We start from the raw sequence: 21,819 nt of genomic DNA on the forward strand, positions 1-21,819 counted from the left end.
CCCAACCCCCCAGCACTAGACGTATCGTGTCCCCCCCCCCGCTGGGCCGCTCTCCCTTCCTTTGAGGCCGCTTTGTTGCTCCTGCCCCCCCCCCCCGCGGTCGGCCTGTACTACAACCGGCCGGGCTCCGGTGTGGTCATCTTCGTCAATTCGCCGCCGTTGTTCGCCGACTGGCTGCCGCACGTCGGCCCGGGCTCGGTGTTCGCCGTGCTGATCGCCGCCGTGGTTGTGCTCCAGGGGCCGGCGCTGGCCGCCCGCCTGCCGTGGCGCCGCGCCCTCGCGTTCGGCTACCTCGCGTCGCTCGCGTGGATCTTCTCGCTGACCATGGTCGACGGCTGGGCGCGCGGGTTCGCCGGGCACCTGACCATTCCGCAGGAGTACCTCCACGAGGTGCCCGGGATCACCGACATCCCGCGGATGCTGCGCGAGTTCTCCTCGCGCATCCTCGACTTCCAGCCGCACTCGTGGACCACGCACGTGTCCGGCCACCCGCCGGGCGCGACGCTCGTGTTCGTCTGGCTGGACCGGCTCGGCCTGCACGGCGGGGCCTGGGCGGCGACGGCCGTGGTGCTCGTCGGCAGCCTGGTCGCGGTCGCCGTGCCCGCGACGGTCGCCCTGCTCGGCCGGCCCGACGCGGCCCGCGCCGTGCTGCCCTTCGCCGTCCTGACACCCGGCGCGGTGTGGATCGGCGTCTCCGCGGACGGCCTGTTCGCCGGGACGACCGCGACCGGCCTGGCGCTGCTCGCGTTGTCCGCGAAGGGGTTCACCGACGGCCGCCGGTACGCCGTGCCGGCCGGGCTGGCCGCCGGGGTGCTGCTCGGCTACGGCATCTTCCTGTCGTACGGCCTGGTGCTGCTCGGCCTGCTCGCCCTGGCCGTGGCGGTGCTCGGCCGCCAGTGGCGGGCGGCGGCCCTGGCGATCGCCGCGGCGCTCGTCGTCGTCGGGGTCTTCGCCTGGGCGGGCTTCTGGTGGCTCGACGGGTACCACCTGGTCGTCGAGCGCTACTACCAGGGCGTCGCGCTGGTCCGGCCCTATTCGTACTGGGTCTGGGCGGATCTGGCCGCGGTGTCCATGGCCCTCGGGCCGGCGGTGATCGCCGCCCTCCGGCGTGGGCTCACCGAGGCCTTCTTGCCCCGCCAACGCCGTGGCGTGTTCGCCGACCCGGTGCTGCTGCTCGGCCTCGCCGCCCTGCTCACCATCGTGTTCGCCGACGTCTCGGGCCTGTCGAAAGCCGAGACCGAACGGATCTGGCTACCGTTCGGGGTGTGGTTGCTGCCGATGACGGCCCTGCTGCCGCGGCCCGGCCGGCGCTGGTGGCTCGCTGCGCAGGCGGCGACGGCGCTGGCGGTCAACCACCTGCTGCTGACCGGCTGGTGAGGGAGACGTGATGAACGATCAGGCCGGGCGCGTGCTCGTGGTCGACGACGACGAGACGGTCCGCGACGTCGTGCGCCGCTACCTCGAGGTCGCCGGGTTCACCGTCGACCAGGCCGGAGACGGCGCCGCAGGACTGGCGAAGTTCGCGGCGCACGAGCCCGACCTCGTGGTCCTCGACGTCATGATGCCGGGGATCAACGGCCTCGAGGTGTGCAAGCGGCTGCGCCAGGTCAGCCAGGTGCCGATCGTCATGCTCACCGCGCTCGGCGAGGAGGAGAACCGCATCGCCGGGCTCCAGCTCGGCGCCGACGACTACGTGACGAAACCCTTCAGTCCCAAGGAACTCGCCCTCCGCGTCGCTTCGGTGCTGCGCCGCGCGCGGATGCCGCGCCCGGAACCGGCGGCCGCGGAGCTCGTCGACGGCGACCTCCGGCTGCAGATGACGGCGCGCACCGCGACGCTCGGTGGTCGCGAACTTCCGTTGACCACCAGGGAGTTCGACCTGCTCGCGTTCTTCCTCGGCCACCCCGGTGTCGCCTATTCGCGGGCGGACCTGCTCGAAAAGGTGTGGGGCTGGGACTTCGGGGACCAGTCCACGGTGACCGTCCACGTGCGACGGTTGCGCGAGAAGATCGAGCGCGACCCGGCGAAGCCGGCCCGGGTCGCGACGGTGTGGGGTGTCGGCTACCGCTACGACCGGGAGCAGCCGTGATCGAACCCGGCGAGTCCTTTCGCGAGATCCTCGAGCACCTGTCGCACATCCTGCCGCTGGCGCTGCTGTTCGCGCTTCCGGTGGCCGTGCTGGGCGGAGTGGTGCTCTACGTGCTGCGCCGCGGTTCCCTCGCCACCACGATGACCGTGCTGGTGCTGATCCCGGTGCTCGCCACGCTGGTGGGTGTGCTCGGCGTCAGCGGGTTCATGTTCACCCCGGCGCTGACCACGATGCTGCTGGTCTGCCTGCTCGTCGCGGTGGTCACGGTGCCCGCGGCGATCATCCTCGGCCGGGCGATCGCGCGCCGCAGCGTGTGGGAGCGGGAGGCCCGGAACCGGGAGCGCGCGGCCGAGGCGTCCCGGCGGGAGCTGGTCGCGTGGATCAGCCACGACCTGCGCAGCCCGCTGGCCGGCATCCAGGCCATGGCGGAAGCGCTGGCCGACGGCGTGGTGTCCGAACGCGGCGAAGTCGCCGACTACGCCCAGCGGATCAGCGGCGAAACCACCCGGCTCTCCGCGATGGTCGGCGACCTGTTCGAGCTCTCGCGGATCACCGCGGGCGCGCTCGAGCTGACCATGTCCGCGGTGCCGCTGCGGGACGTCGTCAGCGACGCCGTCGCGGCCCAGTCGCCGGTCGCCGAGCGGAAGCGGGTGCGGGTGCTCGCGAACGCGTCGACGTGGCCGGTCGTGAACGGCAGCGACCCGGAGCTGGCGCGGGTCGTGCGGAACCTGGTCTCGAACGCGATCCGCCACACGCCGCCCGACGGGACGGTCGCGGTCCAGATCGGGGTCGACGGCGACGAGGCGCTGCTGGCCGTCGACGACTCCTGCGGCGGCATCCCGGACGACGAGATCAGCCGGGTCTTCGACGTCGCCTTCCGCGGGACGCAGGCCCGGACCCCGGAACGCGGTGGCACGACCAGCGGCGGCGGGCTCGGCCTGGCCATCGCCAAGGGGCTGGTCGAGGCCCACCGCGGGAAGATCGGGGTGCACAACCACGGCCCCGGGTGCCGGTTCGAGGTCCGGCTGCCCTTGGCGATGTCCTAGCCGCGCTGCCTGGGGAGGTTGCGGAGGCCTCGCGACTCGCGGGTTACGGGATCACCGTTCGGCGGGTGCTGACCGACAACGGCGCCTGCTCCCGCTCACACGGCCGCAGACGAGCGGATACGGGCCCGCCCCCGGGTGAGGCCGGCCGCGCGATGGCTCGTACCTCGCCGGGAAGCCCTGATCGGGAAAGAGGGCCGGGCCGTCAGACCGGGTCGCGCAGCTCGGCCGTCGCGAAGTCGGCCATGCCCTTGGCGAAACCGATCTCCGCGGTGAACCCCAGCAGCTCGCGGGCGCGGGCCGGGTCGGCCACCACGTGGCGGACGTCGGCCGTGCGGGCGCCGCCGACCACCTGGGGGGCCGGGCCGCCGCAGGCGCGGGCCAGCTCCTCGGCCAGCTCGCCCACCGTGTGCGGGGTGCCCGAGCAGACGTTCAGGGGCGTGATGTCGCCCTCCGGGCCGTCCGTCCGGAGAGCCAGGACGTTCGCCCTGGCGACGTCGTGGACGTGCACGAAGTCGCGCTGCTGGCCACCGTCCTCCAGCACACGCGGGGCTTCGCCGCGCTCCAAGGCCGAGCGGAACAGCGACGCCACCCCCGCGTACGGGGTGTTCTGCGGCATCCTCGGGCCGTAGACGTTGTGGTAGCGCATCGCCCACACACTGCCGCCCGACTGGCGCGCCCACGCGCCGGCGAAGTGCTCCTGCGCGAGCTTCGACGCCGCGTACGAGCTGCGCGGGTTCAACGGCGCGTCTTCGGGCACCAGCCGCCAGCCCAGCTCGGCGTCGCAGGCCGGGCAGCGCGGCTCGAAGCGGCCGGCGTCCACATCGGACTGACGGCGCGGTGACGGGGTCACCACGCCGTGGTCCGGGCACGCGTACCGGCCTTCGCCGTAGACGACCATCGAGGACGCCAGCACCAGTTTCCGCACCCCGGCCGCGTGCATCGCGGCCAGGACGATCGCCGTGCCGTAGTCGTTGTGCAGCGCGTACGACGGCGCGTCCGACGGGTCGACGCCGTGCCCGACCACCGCCGCCTGGTGGCAGACCGCGTCGACGCCGTCCAGCAGCTCCGCGACGATTTCGGTGTCGGTGACGTCGCCGAGGAGGAACCGGTGCCGGGAGGTGTACGCCGGTGGGGTGCGGGAACCGTGCGCCTTCTGGAGCAGGTTGTCGAGTACCACGACCTCGTCACCCCCCTCGACGAGCAGATCGGCGATGTGTGACCCGATGAACCCGGCTCCGCCGGTGACCAGTACGCGCACACCGGCCACGCTAGGGGGTCACGCGGGGGCGTGCCCAGGTGTGCGCGGCGGCGTCACCGGATCGTCAGAACTCACCCGGCACCTCCCGGCGCCGGGAGGCCGAAACCGACTACGGTGGGCGCCATGGAACGGAGTGCACAACGGCTGGGCCGGGCCCTCGTGGTCATCGTGGACGATCGCGTGGCGCACGGCGAGCACGAGGACACCACGGGACCGCTGGTCACCGAGCTGCTCGAAGAAGCCGGCTTCATCGTCGACGGTGTGGTGGTCGTCGGAGCCGAGATCGTGGATGTCCGCAACGCGCTCAACACCGCCGTGATCGGCGGTGCCGACCTGGTGATCACCGTCGGCGGCACGGGTGTGCTGCCGCGGGACAACACCCCCGACGCCACCGCCGGCGTGCTCGACCGGCCGATCCCGGGCATCAGCGAGGCGATCCGCGCGTCCGGTCTGGCCGCCGGCGCCGTCGACGCGGGGATCTCGCGAGGCCTCTCGGGCGTCTCCGGCAGCACCCTCGTGGTCAACCTGGCCGGCTCGCGCTCCGCGGTGCGCGACGGCATGGCGACGCTGACCTCGCTCGTGCCGCACGTGATCGACGAGCTCTCGGGCCTCGAGGAGGTCTGACCCCGGCTGGGGGTGACGGGATGCCCGTCGCTCCCGGCTTCGAGGTTCGCTCTGGAGTTGTCAAAGAACGCGTCGTGGGACACTGGGCGCATGCCGGGACCGGAGCGCGACCCCAAGACCAGTGGCGAATGGCGCCGCCGGGTGGACGAGATCTTCGGGGACGTCCTGCCCGAGACGACCTCCGACGAACGTGACCCCGACCGGCGCACCGGCCTCCCGGACGACTGGTACCGGGAGAACCGGCCACCGCACCACGACCGCTGACGGCTTCAGCCGCGGCCGTTGTCGCGCTGGGCCTGGGCGCGCAGCAGGTCGCGGATTTCGATGAGCAGCTCGACGTCGGTCGGCTCCGCCGGGCCCGGCTCCTGGCCGCGCTTGCGCCGCTCCTGGACGTGCTTCACCGGCAGCACGATCACGAAGTAGACCACCGCCGCGACCAGCACGAAGTTGATCGCCGCGTTGATCACGCCGCCGAAGTCCAGGAACGTGGCGTCGTTGTTGGCGAAGATCTGGTAGCCGAGGCCTTTCGCGGCGTCCGTGCCGCCGATCGTGCTGATCAGCGGCTTGATGAGGCCGTTCGTGAACGCCGTGACGATCGCCGTGAACGCCGAGCCGATGACCACCGCGACGGCGAGGTCAACGACGTTGCCGCGCATCAGGAAGTCCTTGAAACCCTTGAGCACTTTCTCTCCTCGAAGACGGGGCTGGTGAGGGCTAGCGGAGAGTAACCGTTACCGCTCGCTCCAGTGAAATCGCCGCCACCTTCGTCGCGGTCGCCTCCGGGAGCCGGAGCAGCACCAGCGATCCCTTCCCGATCGCCTTCTCCTGGTGCTCGACCGTCACCACCGTCGCGCCACCGGCCAGCACGGACGCGGGCACCCCCGGTTCCGGCGCCGCCACGACGTCGACGCGCCGGCCGGGCCTCAGCAAGTCGGCGACGGCGGCATCGGCCAGCCGGACCGGCACGGTCGCCGTGCCGGGATCACCCGAGGCGGGGATGGCCGAAGCCAGGCGGACGTCGGTCAACGGCTCACCGGCCCGGACGGCGCCCGCCAGCAGCTGCCCGTCGACGACGTCGAGGGTGCTCAGCACGCCCGAGGGGCGTGCGTCGTCGGGGAGGTCGGCCAGCCGGACGTCGGCGGCGCGCAGAGCCGCGCCGGAAGGGAGGTCGTGCGCCGCGACGACCGTCGGAGTCGTCGGCGCGCCTCGAGCGGAGCCGGGATGGGCGAACAGCAGAGCGCCGGTCAGCAGGAGGCAGGCAGCGAGCCAGCGGCGCATCAGCCGCGTCCGCCGGCCCTGGAGCCGGGTCAGGTCAGGTGGGTGGAGCTTCGCCAGGACGTCCACGGGTCCCCCTCGGTCGGATCGGGTGCGGCGCGGTGCCGCACGAGATCGACGTTAGGGAAGCCGGACGAGCCGCCGGAAGGGCTTCGTCCGGCATCTGTGGACAACCGGGGTGTTGTGGACAACTGGCGGCTCAGGAGGCCGCGGCGGTCGTCTTCGTCGTGGTCGAGGAGGAAGATGCCGAGCTCGTGTCCGACTTCGTCTCGGTCTTGGTCTCGCTCTTCGCCGGGGCCGACGCGGTGCTCGACTTGCTCGAGTCGCGCGAGTCGGTGCGGTAGAAACCGCTGCCCTTGAAGACGACGCCCACCGAGCTGAAGACCTTGCGCAGCGTGCCGGAGCACTGCGGGCACACGGTCAGGCTGGGGTCCGAGAACGACTGCACGGCTTCGAACCGGTGGTCGCATTCTTTGCAGGCGTACTGGTACGTAGGCACTGACGGCTCCTTCACTGGCACTCATCCGACAAGAGTGCCAACCCAATTGTGCTGGATGACATTCCCCGAAAGCAATTCCTTGTTGCTCACATCGGCAGCTCCAGCACGCCTCGAGCGGGCGTCAAGGCCCCGCTCATGCGCACGTCGTGAGCCTCCCCGGGCAGCCGCTCGACCAGCTCGTCGTCCCGCACGACGGCGAGCAGGGCCGCTCCGGGCGCGGCGAACACCAGCGAACGATCGTAGTGGCCGGCGCCCCGGCCGAGCCGCACTCCCCGGTGGTCCACGGCCAACGCGGGCACCAGGACCAGCTCCGCCGCGCCGACGGCGCCGGCACCCAGGCGTTTCCCGCCGGGCTCGCGGATCCCGCGGAACAGGCTGGGGACGAGATCGGCCTCGCCGGTGTACTCGGCCCAGTCGAGCGGTTCCGACCGCGCCCGGATGACCGGCAGCAGCACCCGCGCGCCGCCGGCGGCCAGCGCGTCGGCGAGCGCCGCCGTGCCCGGTTCGACACCGAAGGGAAGGTAGGCGCACACGGTCGTGGCTGTGACCTTCGACACCGCGTTGACCAGCGCCGACGCCTCCTGGGCGTGTGATTCGGGGGTCTGGGCCGCTCGCGCGCCCGAAAGCCGCGCGCGCCACTCCGCCTTGCTCAGGTGCTCATTGCCCAGCGCATGCATGACCTCACGTTAGGCTTTGCGCCCATGACGGGCGCCGCAACCTCCCAGACGTTCAGAACCGCCATCGTGCCTGCCGCCGGCCTCGGCACGCGCTTCCTGCCGGCGACGAAGGCCGTGCCCAAGGAGCTGCTGCCGGTGGTGGACACGCCGGGGATCGAGCTGGTCGCGGCCGAGGCCGCCGCCGCGGGCGCCGAACGCCTGGTCATCGTGACCTCGCCGGGCAAGGACGCCGTCGTCCGGTACTTCGAGGAGCAGCCCGAGCTCGAGAAGAACCTCGAGGCCAAGGGCAAGACCGAGCTGCTGGAGAAGGTGCGTCGAGGGTCCGCCCTGCTCGCCGTCGAGACCGCCATCCAGGAGCAGGCGCTCGGGCTCGGCCACGCCGTCGCGCAGGCCGAGCCGAACCTGAAACCGGACGACGAGGCGGTCGCCGTGCTGCTGCCGGACGACCTCGTGCTGCCCACCGGCGTGCTCGAGCGGATGAGCGCGGTGCGGGCGCAGCACGGCGGCAGCGTGCTCTGCGCGTTCGACATCCCGAAGGCCGAGATCTCGCCGTACGGCGTCTTCGACGTCACCGACACCGACGACGAAGACGTCAAGCGCGTGCACGGGATGGTCGAGAAGCCGAAGCCGGAGGAAGCGCCGTCGACCTACGCCGCGGCCGGGCGCTACCTGCTCGATCGGGCGATCTTCGACGCGCTGAAGCGGATCACGCCGGGCAGCGGCGGGGAGCTGCAGCTGACCGACGCGGTCGCGCTCCTGATCTCCGAAGGACACCCTGTGCACGTCGTCGTGCACCGCGGCGGACGCCACGACCTGGGGAATCCGGGTGGTTTCCTGCGCGCCGCGGTCGATTTCGCGCTTGAAACGCCCGAGTACGGTCCATCTTTACGGGCGTGGCTGACGGAACGGATCGGGACAGATCGCCCATGACGGAATCCCTCGACGCGGCACGGCCCGAAGTGGCCGAGGAGGAGGCCGAGTTCCGCTCGGTCGACGCGCAGATCTCGATGACGCTGGACGCCGCCGTCCGGCCCCAGCCGGTGCGGGTGGCGATCTCCGAGGCCCAGGGCCTGCTCTGCGCCGAGGAGGTCGTCGCCGAGCACGCGCTGCCCGGCTTCGACCAGGCCGCGGTCGACGGGTACGCGGTGCGCAGCGTCGACGTCCGCGCCGCCGGCGAGGAGCCCGTGCAGCTGCCGGTCGTCGGGGAGATCGCGGCGGGCTCGCGCCAGCCGCGGCGCCTGCAGCCCGGCCAGGCGGTGCGGGTCGACACCGGCGCGCCGCTGCCGACGCTGGCCGACGCCGTCGTGCCGCTCGCCTACACCGACGGGCACCAGGCCCGGGTCACCGTGCACCGCTCGGTGCCGTCGGCGGGGTACGTGCGCCGCGCCGGCGAAGACGTCCAGATCGGCGACGTCGCGGTGCGCAACGGCGACACGATCGGCTCGGCGCAGGTCGGCCTGCTCGCCGCCGTCGGCCGCGCGAAGGTCCTCGTCTACCCGCGGCCGCGGGTCTCGATCGTGTCGGTCGGCGACGAGCTGGTCGACATCGACCGGACGCCGTCGGTCGGGCAGGTCTACGACGTCAACTCCTACGCGCTGGCCGCGGCCGCGCGGGACGCGGGCGCCGAGGTCAGCCGGGTCGGCATCGTGGCGAGCGAGCCGAAGCGGCTGCGGGAGATCGTCGAGGGCCGGCTGCTGATGTCGGAGATCGTCGTGGTCGCGGGCGGCGCCGGAGGCTCCTCCGGCGACGAGGTCCACGCGGCGCTGTCCGACCTCGGCCGGATCGACATGACGCGGGTGGCGATGCACCCCGGCTCGGTGCAGGGGTTCGGCAGGCTCGGCCCCGACTCGGTGCCGACGTTCCTCATCCCCGGCAACCCGATGAGCGCGCTGGTGGTGTTCGAGGTGCTGGTGCGGCCGCTGATCCGGGCGGCGCGCGGGACCCGCAACCCGCACCGGCGGATCGTCGGCGCGCGGCTGCTCTCGCCGATCACCTCGACCGAGGGGCGGCGTGGTTACCTGCGCGGCCAGCTCCTGCGCGACGAGGCCAACGGCGAGTACCTCGTCCAGCCGCTCGGCCAGTCCGGGGCGCACCTGCTCGCATCGCTGGCCGAGGCGAACTGCCTGATCAACGTGCCGGAAGAGATGACCGACGTCCCCGCGGGCGAGCAGGTCCAGGTCACGTTCCTGGCGCAACGGGCCTGATGAACTCCGTGTCCGGCGTGTCCTACCCGGTCGAAAGCCGCCACCCGGGCTGGCCGGCGCGGCTCGGGCCGCTGCGCGTGCCCGCGGGCGAGGTCGCGGTCCGGCCGGTCCGGCTGCGCGACGCCGGCGAATGGAGCCGGATCCGGCTCCGGGACCGGGCGCACCTCGAAATGTGGGAGCCGACCGGCGTCGGCCCGTGGCCGGAACGCAACGCCTTCTGGTCGTGGCCGTCGCAGTGGGCGGCGCTGCGTTCGCTCGCACGGCGTGGTCAGTGCCTGCCCTTCACGATCACCCTGAACGGTCGTCTCGCGGGCCAGATCACTGTGGGTAACGTCATCCGGGCGTCGCTGCGGTCCGCCTGGATCGGGTACTGGGTGTCGTCCGACGTGGTCCGCGGCGGGGTCGCGACGGCCGCCGTCGCCCTCGTCACCGACCACGCGTTCGGGACGGCCGGGCTGCACCGGCTGGAGGCCACCGTGCGGCCGGAAAACGTCGCCAGCCTGCGGGTTCTCACCAAAGCGGGCTACCGGCAGGAGGGGCTGTTCGAACGCTACCTCGACGTCGCCGGCGCTTGGCGCGACCACTACTGCTTCGCCGTGACGCGCGAGGAGACCGGGTCCGGGCTGGTGTCCCGGCTCGTCTCGACGGGCCGCGCGGACTACGCCTGAGGGTGATTACCCACCCGGGTCAGTGAGCGCGTTACCACATGCAGTGAGAATCACCTAATCCGGTGAGGCATTTCCGTGATCGAACCCGGCGAGCCTCCGCCCGATCTGTTACTCCTGTGACTAGCGTGATTTCAGGTGAAGGATCGGGGGAGGTGACGGGAGATGCCCAGTTCCGTGATCATCGTCGCGCTGGCCGCGGCATGGCTCGTCGTACTCGTGCCCATGGTCGCGCGCAGACGGCAGCAGGTCGCCCGGACGACCGACTCCGCGCTCGCGGCCAGGGTGGTGCGCAGTGGACGCAACGAAGACCGGGAGGAATTCGCCATGTCCGACCAGCCGGTGAAGTCCCGGCCCTCGGTCGAGGACGACCTCGCGGAGCTCGAAGCCGAGCTCGACGAGGACCTCGAAGACGAGGAGCCCGAACCCGACCCGCTCCCGCAGCCCAAGGGCGGCTCGCGAGCCGAGCGCGACCGGCCCGGCTACCGGCCCGGCCGCGGCGGCTTCGACCCCGAAGCGGCGGAGATCGCGGCCCGCGCGAAGTACGGCTTCCGGCAGCGCGTCGTCGTCATCCTGCTCGTGATCGCGGTGGCCACCGCCGCCGTGGCGGGCTTCCTCACCCCGCTGGCCTGGTGGGGCCACGGCGCCGCCGACGTCGCGCTGGTCGGGTACCTCGTGTACCTGCGCCGTCAGGTGCGCATCGAGGAGGAGATCCGGCAGCGCCGGCTCGCCCGCTTCAACAGCACCCGCGCGCCGCGGCACCCCGAGCCGCGTCCGGAGATCGAGGAAGAAGAGCCGGTCGAGCTCGACGAGGCCGAGGACGTCGAGGTCGTCGAGCCGGTCCGGCGCGAGGTCGTCGAGCGCCGCCCGTCACCGACGTCCCGCGTCCGCCGCAGCGCGGTCGTCGTCGACCTCGACGACGAGGACCCCGCGTTCGAGGAGCTCGACGAGCCCGGGACCGGGCCTTATCGCCGGGCCGTCGGGGAGTGACCCCCCGGCGGATTGTGCTCGCAGGGCACTGCTAAGCTCTACGAGCACGATCAAGGGGCTGTAGCGCAGTTGGTAGCGCGTCTCGTTCGCATCGAGAAGGTCAGGGGTTCGATTCCCCTCAGCTCCACTCGCTCGCGAGCGAGGAATGTCCGCAGAAAACGCGGACCTTCCTCGCTCGTTGTGTTTTCTGGGGGTGCAACCCCCAGACCCCGCCCGGAGGGCTTCGCCCCCGGACCCCCAGTCGTGGTCACCTTTCGTTTGTCCGCGATCGAGTGCCTGGGCGCGGCTCAGGCACCTTTGATCCGTTCGATGAGTTCGTCGCGGTAGTCCTGGGCTGCCTGGAACTCGGGTTCGGTGCCGGTTGCTCGCTTTAGGGCGCCTTCCAGGATCTTCAGGCCTTGGGGTTCGTTGCCGCGGGCGTCTGCCTGTCTTGCTGCGTTCTCCATGGCCTTGGCCAGCTTCGTCTGTGCCTCGGGTTCCTTGGTGGCCCTGTTTATCCGGATCCAGTTGCCGCCTGGGTCGATGACCGTGAAGCCCGTGTAGCGGTCGTTGCGCAGCCGGGGGCGGGTCATGCGGGGGATGCCGGAGACGAGCAGTTTTCCGTGTACGGAGCGCATTCCGGCCGCGAACGCCTCGAACAGCTCGCTGGTGTCCGGCACGATGACCAGGCACGTGCTGTACGACTGCGCCGGGTCGTAGCCTTCCATGCCGAAGAAGTGCAGGTTGATGTCTTCCCGGCGCACCGCCACGTGCGGGTTCGGCCGCGTCTGCCGGTAGGTGATCTCGAAGCCGAGCATCTCGTAGAACGACGCGATCTCGGTGATGGACGGACAGGGCAGGAGGGGAATCGTCAGTTCGTTCGCCACCGCCCGAACGTAAGCCCGGACCCGCCGAAACGACACGGAGCTATTTGCTCGTGCGAACGGCGCTCGGGTCCGGAAGGCGCGAAAGCCACCTCGAGGTCTTTTCCCCGAGGTGGCCTTCAGCATGGTGGACTCAGCCGCGGAGGGGACTGGTCTGGTAGTTGACGAGCTTGTAGTCACCGGATTCCTTGCGGACCACCCAGGTGGCCCGGTTCTCGTTCTCCGGCGCGATTTCGGTCGCTCCGTCGGCGAGGATGCCGCCCTTGGTGATGGCCAGCGCGACACCGTCGGTGAGGAACTTGATGCGGACCGGCTCGTCGGAGACCTTGGTGCCCCGGTAGTCGCCGGCGAACAGCTCGGTCAGGTGGGTGCGGATGGCCTCACGGCCGCGCAGCTGCTCGTCGCCGACCAGCATGCTGCCGTTGTCGGTGAACAGGTCCGCGATCGCGTTGGCGTCGCCGGCGTCCCACGCGGCCCGCAGCCGCAGCGGCACCGTCAGCACCGCTCCTTCTTCGCCGTTGGGGAACTCGCCGTAGTACCCGGCCCACTGCTTCGCCTGCGCGACCAGGTCGGCTGCCTTGGAACTCATGAATTTCTCTCCTTGGGGAACGAGGGGAACTACCAACGAAGGGTGGCGCCGGCGCCGCGCGGGCTGTTCTGGTAGCCGGCCAGGTACCACTCGCCGTCGCGCTTGACCGTGATCCAGCTCGAGCGCACCGCCAGCTCCGGCGCGATCTCGGTCTCGCCCGCGGCGAGGATGCCACCGTGGGTGCGGATCAGCGCGACGTCATCGGTCACGAACCGCAGGTCCACCGGCTGCCCGGTGACACCGCTGTCCTTGAACGGCCCGGCGTAGGCCGCCTTCATGAAGACGCGGATCTCCTCGCGGCCTTCCTTGTACACGTCGCCCGGCAGGATCAGGATGCCGTCCTCGACGAAGACGTCGGCAACACCGTCGGCGTCGTTCTTCGCCCAGGCCGCCACCAGCCGCAGCGGGACGCTGAGCACCTCCTTCTCCTTGTCGCTGGTGAACTCTCCGTAGTAAGCGTCCAAACGAGCCTGTTCGGTCGTCGTCATTCCGGCCCTCTTCTCGCGGGTTACGGGGGTCGGTCTGCCGATGAGGACACGACAAACCTCCCCACGATGGTCGCGGCCGACCCGGCGGTGACGCGTCTTCATTCATGCGGCAGCTCAGGAGACGCCGGGGTCGTGGTGGCGCTGCAACGCTGGCGCGGACCTGTTCCGACCCAGAAAGCGGTCCAGTCCATGAATGCGATTCCCGAACGTGCCGGCGTGGTGACCTTCCGCGGCCGCCCGGTCACCCTCGTCGGCCCGGTTGTGACGACGGGGGACGCGGCGCCGGACTTCACTGTCGTCGCCCCCGACATGTCCCCGCTGACCTTCTCCACGCTCTCCGGGACGGTCCGCGTCATCTCCGTGGTGCCGTCGCTCGAGACGCCGGTGTGCGACCTGCAGACCCGCCGCTTCAACGACGCCGTCGCGGAGCTCGGTGAGGTCACCGTGCTGACCGTTTCGGTCGACCTGCCCTTCGCGCAGGCCCGCTGGTGCGGCGCGACCGGAGCGGACGCCGTGCGCGTCGTCTCCGACCACCGCGACCTTTCGTTCGGCACGGCGTACGGCGTGGCGATCAAGGAGTTCCGCCTCCTCGCGCGTGCGGTGTTCGTGGTCGACGCGACCGACACCGTCGTGTACGCCGAGTACGTCCCGGCGATCGAGGAGCAGCCCGACTACGACGCCGTCATCGCCGCCGCGAAGGCCGCCGAGGGCACCCGCCGGGCCGCCTGAGCGGCCGCACCGGCAATGCAGAAGGCGCTCCTGGCCTGGGCGGCTGCCACGCTGGGAACGACAACCGACCGGTGACAGAAGGGAGGGGACACCCGTGTCCTCTGAAGTCGACGAGTCCACATTGGACGACTACTACGGTCCGTTCACCAGCGAGCGCCAAAAGGAGGTGCTCGGCGTGCCGCTGCGCCTGGTCGAGGCCTGGGCGCGCAACGACGTGGACGCCGTGGTGAACGTGTTCACCAAGGACGGCACGCTGATCCTGCCCGGCGACGTGTACAAGGTCGGCCGCGACGAGATCCGGTCGTTCCTGTCCGCGGCCTTCGCCGGACCGTTCAAGGGATCCCGGATCACCGGCAAGCCGGTCGACCTGCGGCTCGTGAACGACTCCGTCGCGCTGATCCGCACCCACGGCGGCATCCTCGCGCCGGGCGAGACCGAGATCTCGCCGGAGCTCGCCGTCCGCTCCACCTGGACCGTGGCCAAGGCCGACGACGGCGTCTGGTACCTGGCCGGCTACCAGAACAGCCCGCGCGGCACCGGCGCGACTCTGCGCTGGTAGCCCCGATCCCCGGACGAAGGAGACCCGCTATGACCGCTCCGACCACCGCGCCGGAAATCCTGGCCTCGTACGGGATCGAGGAGGACACCTCGTTCTACCACGAGTTCACCGATCCCCGTGACCGCGTGGCGCTGACCGTGCCGCTGCGCATCACGCACGCGTGGGCCGCCAACGACGCGGACGAGTTCGCGTCGGTGTTCACCGAGAACGGCAGCCTGCTCATGCAGGACGAGCAGCTGACCAGCCGCGAGCAGATCCGCGCGTTCATGAAGGCCGGCTTCGAAGGCGGCCTGCGCGGCGCGCACGTGAAGGGCTGGCCGCTGCAGGTGTCGTACCTGACCGACGACACCGTCATGGTGATCACCCAGGGCGGCATCGTCCTCGACGGTGAGACGGAAACCGCGCCCGCGCGCCGGATCCGCGCCACCTGGATCGTCACGAAGCAGGACGACGGGACCTGGGCGCTGCTGTCCCACCAGAGCAGCCCGATCGGCGGCTGAGCTCACCCCTGAGCCGCACAAAAGCCCCCGGTCTCCTCGAAGTCGAGGAGACCGGGGGCTTTTCCTTGTCCCGGTACCGGAAACCGGGTCCCCGGCGCGATGCCGAGGACCCGGGCCGGCTCAGATGTAGGGCGTGTTCGGCTCGAGCCCGCAGAGGGAACGGCCGTACAGCTCGAAGTTGGTGTGCGGGTGCATCAGGCCGTGGAGGCTGAACGCGTGGATGTCACGCCGGATCCGCTGGATCGGCTTGCTCAGCTTGATCGACGACCCGCCGCTCGCGCGCGCCAGGATGTCGACGGACTCCTCGACCAGCTGCACGAGGCGGCCGAGCCGGCCGCGGTTGTGCATCCGCTCTTCGAGCGTCCACTTCTCGCCGGCTTCGCCCTTCTTGTCGAGGCCGGAGGCCATCCGCCAGGCGTAGTACTCGGCTTCTTCGAGCTTCAGCGCCGCCTCGGCGATCTCGAAGTGCGTGATCGGGGCTTCGCTCTGGAGGCCGTAGTCGGTGAACGCGATCGGGCGCCCCGCCAAGGACTTCTTGAACTCGGCCAAGGCCGCTCGGCCCATCCCGATGGCCACGGCGATGAAGCCGGACGCGCCGGTCGGGATCATCGGGGTGCGGAACACCGGCGAAGTGGCGTTGAGCTCGGAGGCGAACTGCTCCTGGAGCACCAGCGGCATCGGCAGGACGCGCTCGGCCGGCACGAACAGGTTCTCGGCCACCGTGTTGACACTGCCGGTGCCGGCGAAGCCGGAGGTGTGCCAGTCGTCGTCGATCGTCAGGTCCGACATCGGCACCAGCGCGGCCACCGGCCACTGGCTGCCGTCCGGGGCGGGCGCCATCGCCATGATGGCCTGCCAGTGACTGTGCTTCGCGCCGCTGACGAAGTGCCAGCGCCCGTTGACGACCAGGCCGCCTTCGGTCTCGGTCGCGACGGCGGTCGGGCTCAGCGCGACGCAGATCCGCGTGGCGGGCGTCGCGAAGACCTCGTCCTGGACGTGGTCCGGGAACGCCGCGGCCATCCAGTCGCCGATCGCCCACACGGCCGTGTTCCACCCGGCCGACGCGTCGGCCGCGGCGATGGTCGCCAGGACCTCGCCCATCTCGACCGCGCTCGTCTCGTGACCGCCGTACCGGAGCGGACGGCGCATGTCGAACAGGCCGGCCTCGGCGATCGCCTCGACCACTTCGTCGTCCAAGGAGCGGTTCTGCTCCGACGATGCCGCCTTCGACTCGATCAGCGGCACCAGGTGTTCGGCCCGCTTCCGGAGCTCGTCGGCCGACACCAGGGCGTTTCCGGACATGACGTCCTCCAAATATGTCATTTGTCATCGCCGCTGCGTCGCTCGCGCGCGTTCTCCATCGACGATGCGGGAGCAGCCCGTGCGGGATCGTCTCCTCCGTTGCGCCGCGCCCAGGTGCCCGCAGCGGAGCAACGGTGAAGACGCCGGGACACCCGGTCGCGACGACGATGGACCCCGGGTCTCCGGCGGGCACGCACGGACCCTTTGTCCACCCCCCGGCCGAGGAAAGGTGACCTCGATGCGTCCCTATCGGATCGACATCCCCGATTCCGAGCTCGCAGACCTCCGCACGCGCATCGCCGCGACCCGCTGGCCGACCGCGGTTTCGGTCCCGGGCTGGGAGCGCGGCGTCCCCGCCGACTACCTCCGCGAGCTCGCGACGTACTGGCAGGGCACGTACGACTGGCGCGCCGCGGAGCGCGAGCTGAACCAGTACCCGCAGTTCATCACCGAGATCGACGGCGCCGACGTCCACTTCCTGCACGTCACCTCGGCGGAGCCGGGCGCGACGCCGCTGCTGCTCACGCACGGCTGGCCCGGTTCGATCGTCGAGTTCCTCGACGTCATCGGCCCGCTCACCGACCCGCGCGCGCACGGCCTCGACCCCGCGCAGGCGTTCCACCTGGTCATCCCGTCCATCCCCGGGCACGGCTTCTCCGGGCCGGTCACCGAGCCCGGCTGGGACGTCAAGCGCGTCGCGAAGGCGTGGGCGACGCTGATGCAGGAGCTCGACTACGACACCTACGTCACCGCGGGCGGGGACTGGGGCTCGATCATCTCCCTCGAGCTCGCCCACATCGCGCCCGAGCACGTGCGGGGTGCGTACGTGTCGATGCTGCTGACCGTGCCGTCCGGCGACCCGGCCGAGATGGGGACGCTCGACGAAGAGGACTTCGGCCGCCTGGCCGAGCTGGGCCGGTTCGAAGCCGAGCTGTCCGGCTACATGAAGGTCCAGTCCACTCGCCCGCTCACGGTCGGGTACGGGCTCACCGACTCGCCGGTCGGGCAGCTCGCCTGGATCGTCGAGAAGTTCCACGACTGGAACAAGGCCGTCAAGACGCCCGAAGAGGAGGTCGGCCGGGACCGCCTGCTGACCAACGCCACGCTCTACTGGCTGACCGGGACCGCGTCCTCGTCAGCGCAGTTCTACTACGAGTCCGGCGAGCACCTCGGCGCGATCTTCACCCCCGGGGTGCCGCCGAACCCGGTCACCGTCCCGATCGGTGTCGGGGTCTTCGGGCAGGACCCGGGGCTGCCGATCCGGAAGTTCGCCGACCGGGACTACCGCACCATCACGCACTGGTCGGAGTTCGAGCGGGGCGGGCACTTCGCGTCGCTGGAGCAGCCGGAACTGTACGTCGGCGACCTGCGGACATTCGTGGCTTCGCTGGACGGCCGGTAAACACAAAAGAAACGGACGCCGGCGCTGCCCCTCTCGGTGGCGCCGGCGTCCGTTTTTCGGTGGTTCGGACTTTTTGCTTACTTCTTGACCGCATAGCGCAAAAGGACAACGCCGTTTTCGAACGAGGTGGCTTCGATGACCTCGAGGTTCTCGCTGCCCTCGAAGTAGCGCGTTCCCTTGCCGCGGGTGGCCGGGCAGACACGCATCTGGACCTCGTCGACGACGCCCGCTTCGAACAGCGCGCGCACGAGGGTGAGGCTGCCCCACACCCAGATGTCCTTGCCCTTCTTCTTCTTGATTTCCTTGATCGTGGCGACCGGGTCGGCGGTGACCGTCGCGGCCGGCCAGTCCTCGCCCCACGGAGCCTCTTCGAGCGTCGTGGAGGCGACGTACTTGGTCAGGGCGTTGACCTTCTTGCCGTAGACACCCTGGTCTTCGGCGGTCGGCCAGTAACCGACGGACATGTTGTAGGTGTTGGCGCCGAGAATCATCGTGTCGACCGAGTCGATGAACGCCATCACGCTGTCCTGGAAGGGACTCGTGGTGTTGTCGTCGAACGGCTCGCCGGACACGAAGCTCAGGCCGCCGTCTTCCTCGGCGACGATGTTGTCGACAGTGGCCCATTGCTGAACGATGAGTTTGCGCATGCGCCCGATGCTAGCAGAAAGCATTCCGCACACTCTCCATATGCGTTTCTCATAGGCTGTCCCGGTGATTCCGCACGGAATTCCCCGGTCAGCTCCGACGTTGCGGGGACGTCGTTTCGGCGCAGCAACGGAGAAGCCCCCGGGCGAGGGGTGCGCCACCCTGGACACGACCGCGAGCGGCGGCCCATCCCCAACGGCAACGAGAGCTGCAGGTAGCCATGAACCAGTCATCCCCACCACCGGAAAACCGGCTGCGCGGCACCTTGGGCACCCCGAAGATCGTGTTCCTCGTCGTGGCGGCGGCGGCGCCGATGGCGTCGATGATCGGCACCGTGCCGCTGGCGTTCGCCATCGGCAACGGCGCGGGCTTCCCCGCCATGTTCGTGTTCGCCGGGCTCACCCTGCTGTGCTTCTCCGTCGGCTACGCCACGATGAGCCGCCGGATCGTCGACACCGGCGGTTTCTACACCTACATCGGCGCCGGGCTCGGCAAGCGCGCGGCGGTCGGCGGCGGGCTGGTCGCGGCGATCGCCTACAACACCGCCACCGTGGGGCTCACCGGCGCGTTCGCCTACTTCGCGCAGCTGGCCGGGGCCGCGTTCGGGCTCGACCTGCCGTGGCCCGTCTGGGCCGGCGTCGGGCTGCTCCTGATGGGGCTGCTGGGGTACCGCGCGATCGACCTGAGCGTCCGCGTCCTCGCCGTGCTCATGCTGGCCGAGGTCGGCATCCTCGTGCTGCTCGACGGCGCCGTCATCGCGCGTCACGGCTTCGCCTCGTTCCCCAGCGCCTCCTTCTCGCCGGGCACGGTCTTCGGGACCGCTGTCGGCGTCTCGCTGATGTTCGCCTTCATCTCCTACATCGGCTTCGAATCCGCGGCGCTGTACGGCGAGGAAGCCCGCAACCCCAAGAAGAGCGTGCCGCGGGCGACCTACATCTCCGTGGTGCTCGTGTCGGTGTTCTACGCGCTGAGCAGCTGGGTCGGGGTCGGCGCGGTCGGCCCGGACCGCCTGCAGGCCGCCGCCGGCGAGCAGCAGGGTCTGCTGTTCTTCAACCTCAGCGACGACTACCTCGGCACCGCCATCACCGGGATCATGCAGCTGCTGCTCGTCACCAGCCTGTTCGCCGGCATGCTCGCCATGCACGGCGCCGCGAACCGCTACCTGTTCGTGCTGGGCCGCGAGCGCGTGCTGCCCCGCTTCCTCGGCGCGTCGCGGCCGAAGTCGGGCTCCCCGCACAAGGCCAGCCTGACGCAGACCCTGTTCTGCGTGCTGGTCGTCGCGATCTTCGCGCTCGCCGGTGCCGACCCGTACCTCGGCCTGTCCACCACGATGGTCGGCCTCGGCACGCTCGGCATCATCGTGATCCAGGCCGCGGCCGCGCTGTCGGTGATCGGGTTCTTCGCCCGGCGCTCCGGACGGCACTGGTGGCGCACGTTCCTGGCGCCCGGGCTGGGCTTCGCCGGCCTCGCGGTGTCGGCCGTGCTGCTGATCGGCAACTTCTCGCTGCTGACCGGGAGCGAGAACCCCATTGTTGCTTCGCTGCCGTGGGTGCTGCTCGTCGCGGCCGCCGTCGGCGTCGGCTACGCCACCTGGCTGAAGGCGCGCCGGCCCGAGCGGTACGCGGAGCTGGCCGCCGGCGCCGAGCGCGACCCCGACGGCGACGGCACCCCGGCCACCGGCCCGGTCCGGCTCGTCCGGCCGGAGCGCGACGACCTCGCCGCCTGACCCACCCACCACGGACTTTCCCTTTGAGGAGCGCAAGAATGTACGACTACGTCATCGTGGGCGCCGGTTCGGCGGGGGCCGTGCTCGCCACCCGGCTGAGCGAGGACCCGGACGTCCGCGTCTGCCTGGTCGAGGCGGGCGGCCCGGACGCCGAGCAGGACATCCACGTCCCGGTCGGCTTCGCCAAGCTGTTCCGGACCGACTTCGACTGGGACCACGACACGCACGAGGAGCCGCACCTGCAGCGCCGGCGCGTCTACCTCGGGCACGGCCGGGTCCTCGGCGGGTCCAGCGCCACGAACAACATGATCTACGTCCGCGGCAACCGGCTCGACTTCGACGGCTGGGGGCAGCCGGGCTGGAGCTACGCCGACCTGCTTCCGTGTTTCCTGCGCGCCGAGGACAACGAGCGCGGCGAGTCGGAGTTCCACGCCACCGGCGGCCCGCTGCGGGTGTCCGACGGCCGCTCGAAGAACCCGATGTCGGCCGCGTTCGTCGACGCGGCGGCGGAGGCCGGGTTCAAGCGCAACGACGACTTCAACGGCGCCGAGCAGGACGGTTTCGGCGAGTTCCAGGTCACCCAGCGCGACGGCCGCCGGGAGAGCACCGCGACCGCCTACCTGCACCCCGCCGCGGGCCGGCCGAACCTCACGGTCGAGACGAACCTGCGGGTGCACCGCGTGCTCGTCGAGAACGGCCGCGCGGTCGGGGTCACCGGCGTCCGCCACGGCGAGGAGGTGACCGTCCGCGCCGAGCGCGAGGTGGTCGTGTCCGCCGGGGCGTACAACTCGCCGCACCTGCTGCAGCTGTCCGGGATCGGGCCGGCCGGCCTGCTCGGTGCGCTCGGCGTGCCGGTGGTCGCGGACCTGCCCGCCGTCGGCGCGAACCTGCAGGACCACGCGATGATCCCGCTCGTCTACACCCACGAGCAGCCGATCAGCCTGCTCGCCGCGGGCGCGCCGGAGAACGTCGCGAAGTACATGGAGTCCGCGACCGGGCCGCTCGCCTCGAACGGTCCCGAAGCCGGTGGCTTCATCCGGACGTCGTCGGCGCTGGCCGCCCCGGACGCGGAGTTCCTGGCCGCGCCGGTGATGTTCTCCGACGGCGGGCTCGGCACGCCGACCGGGCACGCGGTGTCGTTCGGCCCGAGCATGCTGACCCCGCTCAGCCGCGGCAGCGTGTCGCTCGCTTCGCCGCACCCGACGGCGAAGCCGAAGATCGTGCACAACTACTTCGCCGAGCCCGAGGACCTGGCCGCCGCGGCCGAGGCGCTGCGGGTCGCGCTCGAGATCGCCCGGCAGCCCGCGCTGGCGCCGTACACCACGACGCCGTACCGCGTGCCCGAGTCGGGCTCGGACGCGGACCTGCACGCCTTCATCCGGGCGTACGCGCACTCGACGTACCACCCGGCCGGCACCTGCGCGCTCGGCGCGGTGGTCGACCCGGGGCTGCGCGTGCACGGTGTCGAGGGCCTGCGGGTCGCCGACGCCTCGGTGATGCCGACCGGGGTGCGCGGCAACCCGAACGCGGCGGTGATCGCGATCGCGGAACGTGCGGCGGAGCTGATCCGGGAGACCGCACGATAGGAGTTGCGGTCAGTGGCCGATTCATCCCAGAATCGGCCACAAACGCACTAGCCGGCCGAGTAGGCTGCCGATGCCGATTTCGCGTCGCCAGAGAGGGAAGGGG

The 21,819-nt window shown here is 71.0% G+C and carries 25 protein-coding genes and 1 tRNA gene; 16 read left to right on the forward strand and 10 right to left on the reverse strand.

Annotated elements, in window-relative coordinates:
• Nucleotides 1–75: 75 nt before the first annotated feature.
• Genes ACZ61C_RS03155 through ACZ61C_RS03165 form a run of 3 tightly spaced genes read left to right on the forward strand, consistent with a single transcriptional unit; the run spans nucleotide 76 to nucleotide 3,135 of the window.
• Nucleotides 76–1,377 (forward strand): hypothetical protein, encoded by a 1,302-nt coding sequence (locus ACZ61C_RS03155; RefSeq protein WP_465302232.1) that lies wholly within the window; start codon nucleotides 76–78, stop codon nucleotides 1,375–1,377.
• A 10-nt stretch (nucleotides 1,378–1,387) separates the two neighbouring features.
• Entirely contained in the window at nucleotides 1,388–2,089 is a 702-nt protein-coding gene (locus tag ACZ61C_RS03160; RefSeq protein ID WP_465302234.1) for a response regulator transcription factor, read from the forward strand.
• Complete coding sequence (locus tag ACZ61C_RS03165; protein ID WP_465302236.1) at nucleotides 2,086–3,135, forward strand: sensor histidine kinase; 1,050 nt, start codon at nucleotides 2,086–2,088, stop codon at nucleotides 3,133–3,135. The genes ACZ61C_RS03160 and ACZ61C_RS03165 overlap by 4 nt, the downstream gene beginning before the upstream one ends.
• A 202-nt stretch (nucleotides 3,136–3,337) precedes the next feature.
• Here ACZ61C_RS03165 and ACZ61C_RS03170 read toward each other — a convergent pair whose 3' ends face one another.
• Nucleotides 3,338–4,393 carry an NAD-dependent epimerase/dehydratase family protein gene (locus tag ACZ61C_RS03170; RefSeq protein ID WP_465302238.1) on the reverse strand — a complete coding sequence of 352 codons (1,056 nt, stop codon included), beginning with the start codon at nucleotides 4,391–4,393 and terminating at the stop codon, nucleotides 3,338–3,340.
• Nucleotides 4,394–4,516: 123 nt separating this feature from the next.
• On the opposite strand from ACZ61C_RS03170, the gene ACZ61C_RS03175 reads away from it, so the two are divergent.
• The gene (locus ACZ61C_RS03175) at nucleotides 4,517–5,017 is read left to right on the forward strand and encodes a MogA/MoaB family molybdenum cofactor biosynthesis protein (RefSeq protein ID WP_465302240.1); all 501 of its coding nucleotides are present in this window, start codon (nucleotides 4,517–4,519) and stop codon (nucleotides 5,015–5,017) included.
• Nucleotides 5,018–5,107: 90 nt separating this feature from the next.
• Complete coding sequence (locus ACZ61C_RS03180) at nucleotides 5,108–5,281, forward strand: hypothetical protein (protein ID WP_465302242.1); 174 nt, start codon at nucleotides 5,108–5,110, stop codon at nucleotides 5,279–5,281.
• 5 nt (nucleotides 5,282–5,286) lie between these two features.
• On the opposite strand, the gene mscL is transcribed toward ACZ61C_RS03180, so the two are convergent.
• From mscL to ACZ61C_RS03200, 4 genes are all read right to left on the reverse strand, one after another.
• Nucleotides 5,287–5,700 (reverse strand): large-conductance mechanosensitive channel protein MscL, encoded by a 414-nt coding sequence (mscL, locus tag ACZ61C_RS03185; RefSeq protein ID WP_465302244.1) that lies wholly within the window; start codon nucleotides 5,698–5,700, stop codon nucleotides 5,287–5,289.
• 31 nt (nucleotides 5,701–5,731) lie between these two features.
• A complete protein-coding gene (locus ACZ61C_RS03190; protein ID WP_465302246.1) occupies nucleotides 5,732–6,361 on the reverse strand; it encodes an SAF domain-containing protein in 630 nt (209 codons plus the stop codon).
• Between the two features lie 130 nt (nucleotides 6,362–6,491).
• The gene (locus tag ACZ61C_RS03195; RefSeq protein ID WP_465302248.1) at nucleotides 6,492–6,791 is read right to left on the reverse strand and encodes an FmdB family zinc ribbon protein; all 300 of its coding nucleotides are present in this window, start codon (nucleotides 6,789–6,791) and stop codon (nucleotides 6,492–6,494) included.
• Nucleotides 6,792–6,877: 86 nt separating this feature from the next.
• Nucleotides 6,878–7,468, reverse strand: a complete 591-nt coding sequence (locus ACZ61C_RS03200; RefSeq protein ID WP_465302250.1) for a 5-formyltetrahydrofolate cyclo-ligase — start codon at nucleotides 7,466–7,468, stop codon at nucleotides 6,878–6,880.
• Nucleotides 7,469–7,492: 24 nt separating this feature from the next.
• Here ACZ61C_RS03200 and ACZ61C_RS03205 point away from each other — a divergent pair, with 24 nt between their 5' ends.
• The 5 genes from ACZ61C_RS03205 (at nucleotide 7,493) to ACZ61C_RS03225 (ending at nucleotide 11,454) form a co-directional block, all read left to right on the forward strand.
• Nucleotides 7,493–8,398, forward strand: coding sequence for a UTP--glucose-1-phosphate uridylyltransferase (locus ACZ61C_RS03205; RefSeq protein ID WP_465302252.1), 906 nt, complete (start codon nucleotides 7,493–7,495; stop codon nucleotides 8,396–8,398).
• Nucleotides 8,395–9,672 carry a molybdotransferase-like divisome protein Glp gene (glp, locus tag ACZ61C_RS03210; protein ID WP_465302254.1) on the forward strand — a complete coding sequence of 426 codons (1,278 nt, stop codon included), beginning with the start codon at nucleotides 8,395–8,397 and terminating at the stop codon, nucleotides 9,670–9,672. Before ACZ61C_RS03205 ends, glp begins: the two co-directional genes overlap by 4 nt.
• Entirely contained in the window at nucleotides 9,672–10,340 is a 669-nt protein-coding gene (locus ACZ61C_RS03215; protein WP_465302256.1) for a GNAT family N-acetyltransferase, read from the forward strand. Before glp ends, ACZ61C_RS03215 begins: the two co-directional genes overlap by 1 nt.
• 162 nt (nucleotides 10,341–10,502) lie before the next feature.
• Nucleotides 10,503–11,327, forward strand: a complete 825-nt coding sequence (gene sepX / locus ACZ61C_RS03220) for a divisome protein SepX/GlpR (protein ID WP_465302258.1) — start codon at nucleotides 10,503–10,505, stop codon at nucleotides 11,325–11,327.
• Between the two features lie 54 nt (nucleotides 11,328–11,381).
• Nucleotides 11,382–11,454: transfer RNA gene (locus tag ACZ61C_RS03225), tRNA-Ala, on the forward strand.
• Between the two features lie 160 nt (nucleotides 11,455–11,614).
• Here the strand turns inward: ACZ61C_RS03225 and ACZ61C_RS03230 are convergent.
• The 3 genes from ACZ61C_RS03230 to ACZ61C_RS03240 all read right to left on the reverse strand — a co-directional run bounded on the left by ACZ61C_RS03230 (nucleotide 11,615) and on the right by ACZ61C_RS03240 (nucleotide 13,267).
• Nucleotides 11,615–12,193 (reverse strand): VOC family protein, encoded by a 579-nt coding sequence (locus tag ACZ61C_RS03230; protein ID WP_465302260.1) that lies wholly within the window; start codon nucleotides 12,191–12,193, stop codon nucleotides 11,615–11,617.
• A 130-nt stretch (nucleotides 12,194–12,323) separates the two neighbouring features.
• Nucleotides 12,324–12,779 (reverse strand): SgcJ/EcaC family oxidoreductase, encoded by a 456-nt coding sequence (locus ACZ61C_RS03235; RefSeq protein WP_465302262.1) that lies wholly within the window; start codon nucleotides 12,777–12,779, stop codon nucleotides 12,324–12,326.
• Nucleotides 12,780–12,808: 29 nt separating this feature from the next.
• Complete coding sequence (locus ACZ61C_RS03240) at nucleotides 12,809–13,267, reverse strand: SgcJ/EcaC family oxidoreductase (protein ID WP_465302264.1); 459 nt, start codon at nucleotides 13,265–13,267, stop codon at nucleotides 12,809–12,811.
• Between the two features lie 216 nt (nucleotides 13,268–13,483).
• Between ACZ61C_RS03240 and tpx the strand changes: the two genes are divergently transcribed.
• The 3 genes from tpx to ACZ61C_RS03255 all read left to right on the forward strand — a co-directional run bounded on the left by tpx (nucleotide 13,484) and on the right by ACZ61C_RS03255 (nucleotide 15,055).
• Nucleotides 13,484–13,996, forward strand: coding sequence for a thiol peroxidase (tpx, locus tag ACZ61C_RS03245; RefSeq protein WP_465302266.1), 513 nt, complete (start codon nucleotides 13,484–13,486; stop codon nucleotides 13,994–13,996).
• 94 nt (nucleotides 13,997–14,090) lie between these two features.
• Entirely contained in the window at nucleotides 14,091–14,555 is a 465-nt protein-coding gene (locus ACZ61C_RS03250; protein WP_465302268.1) for an SgcJ/EcaC family oxidoreductase, read from the forward strand.
• Nucleotides 14,556–14,584: 29 nt separating this feature from the next.
• Nucleotides 14,585–15,055, forward strand: coding sequence for an SgcJ/EcaC family oxidoreductase (locus tag ACZ61C_RS03255; RefSeq protein WP_465302270.1), 471 nt, complete (start codon nucleotides 14,585–14,587; stop codon nucleotides 15,053–15,055).
• Nucleotides 15,056–15,175: 120 nt separating this feature from the next.
• On the opposite strand, the gene ACZ61C_RS03260 is transcribed toward ACZ61C_RS03255, so the two are convergent.
• On the reverse strand, nucleotides 15,176–16,357 hold the full coding sequence (locus ACZ61C_RS03260) for an acyl-CoA dehydrogenase family protein (protein ID WP_465302272.1): 1,182 nt from the start codon (nucleotides 16,355–16,357) through the stop codon (nucleotides 15,176–15,178).
• Nucleotides 16,358–16,595: 238 nt separating this feature from the next.
• Here ACZ61C_RS03260 and ACZ61C_RS03265 point away from each other — a divergent pair, with 238 nt between their 5' ends.
• Nucleotides 16,596–17,759 carry an epoxide hydrolase family protein gene (locus ACZ61C_RS03265; RefSeq protein WP_465302274.1) on the forward strand — a complete coding sequence of 388 codons (1,164 nt, stop codon included), beginning with the start codon at nucleotides 16,596–16,598 and terminating at the stop codon, nucleotides 17,757–17,759.
• A 77-nt stretch (nucleotides 17,760–17,836) separates the two neighbouring features.
• Here the strand turns inward: ACZ61C_RS03265 and ACZ61C_RS03270 are convergent, their stop codons facing one another.
• The gene (locus ACZ61C_RS03270; protein WP_465302276.1) at nucleotides 17,837–18,406 is read right to left on the reverse strand and encodes a dihydrofolate reductase family protein; all 570 of its coding nucleotides are present in this window, start codon (nucleotides 18,404–18,406) and stop codon (nucleotides 17,837–17,839) included.
• A gap of 218 nt (nucleotides 18,407–18,624) precedes the next feature.
• Here ACZ61C_RS03270 and ACZ61C_RS03275 point away from each other — a divergent pair, with 218 nt between their 5' ends.
• A complete protein-coding gene (locus ACZ61C_RS03275) occupies nucleotides 18,625–20,130 on the forward strand; it encodes an APC family permease (RefSeq protein WP_465302278.1) in 1,506 nt (501 codons plus the stop codon).
• Nucleotides 20,131–20,168: 38 nt separating this feature from the next.
• Entirely contained in the window at nucleotides 20,169–21,716 is a 1,548-nt protein-coding gene (locus ACZ61C_RS03280) for a GMC family oxidoreductase (protein WP_465302280.1), read from the forward strand.
• Nucleotides 21,717–21,819: the final 103 nt, after the last annotated feature.

The organism is Amycolatopsis sp. NPDC104587, from assembly GCF_055583645.1.